Below are 1301 nucleotides of genomic sequence, written 5' to 3'. Positions count from 1 at the left end.
TTAATGGACTTGTGCTATTTATAGCAATCTTGTGTTCGTAGCTTAATCCGTCCAATTTTCCGGAAGCTGTTTGATAGGCAGCGAAGCTACCACCAAGTTTTATGTTAATGATCTCATCATCAACATATTGATATTTATTTTTGTAGTTATCTATGACATACAATCTATTAAATCCGGAAAATAGGTCACTCTTATCAGTTAAAATTGCAGTGGTATGGTGGGATGTTAATATTTTTTTTATAGAAATTCTATTTGTTATTAAATAATCGATCACTTCATTGGGAGTATCTGTCAACTTAATCAATTCTCCCATGCTGTTCTGTACTACTATGGTATTATCATCTATTTGGCTCGTTGTGGATAATATAGCGCCGCTAGATGGTTTTACTGAGTATTGTTCATATTCTTGTTTGCTACCATTCCATACGAAAACAATAACCGAATTATCTTCTTTTTGTGCGACGAAATTGTAGCTACCTATCATTATTACAGAAGAGTATTCGCCAGAAATAGCGTTGATCGCTTCTTCTATTTTTCGATAAAATTCGCTGGTATGTCGAGTGTTTGGTGAAGAAAAACCTTCTAATGTCCCATCGCCACGTACTACAACTGTTGTTGTTGTTGCTGGCAGCCCCGATCGCTTACTGTTATATACTGGCGCCGTGGTAAAGGATTTGAAATCAGGAAATACTTTCCAGTAACGATCAGTATATTCGGAGTTCGTCCCTATTAAGGAAAAAATTAATAAGCTATTGTCTGATAAATGTAGAGCTAATGCCCAATTGTTTGCAGGATAAATATCGCTGACGGTCAGTCCTTTAGATGTTATGTATGGCTCTATCGTTTCTTTATAAAAAGATACGGCCCCTGGCGCGGTAGAATACACCCCAAGTACATTACCATCGAACAACTTTCCCAAACCATATTGAGTAAATATGACCTTACCTCCTAAAGTATGCCCCACGTTTAACGTCAGCTCACCCGATGCTACCCCGTCTTTGTTGTGGTCATATATGACATAATTAATTTTCTTTTCTCCGAAAGTATCACTTTTAAATTTAAATTTTGTATTATTAACGTCAAGAGTGTCGGACAGCTCAATAAAGGCATTTGTTGTGTAAGCAGCAACTAACTGAAGTGAGTCCCCATCGACATCGTCAATTAATGAGCTTCCTTCAAAATCGGTAATATCGATTTCTATTTCATTTCCTGCTGGAATTAAGGTTGAATATGTCGCATCAGAAGCTGATGGGGGCTTTGTTGCGTAATTCGATGGAACTAAATCAAGAAACTACGATCTG

The 1301-nt window shown here is 37.0% G+C and carries 1 protein-coding gene; it reads right to left on the bottom strand.

From position 1 onward, the window contains the following. The coding region (locus OU793_RS24475) for a hypothetical protein (RefSeq protein ID WP_274647906.1) at positions 1-964 on the bottom strand (964 nt) is incomplete at its 3' end. Positions 965-1301: the final 337 nt, after the last annotated feature.

It is taken from the genome of Vibrio sp. VP6 (assembly GCF_028823755.1).
GTDB lineage: Bacteria > Pseudomonadota > Gammaproteobacteria > Enterobacterales > Vibrionaceae > Vibrio > Vibrio parahaemolyticus.
Note: the sequence above shows the minus strand (reverse complement) of the source record. Positions and strands in the feature narration are given on the sequence as shown.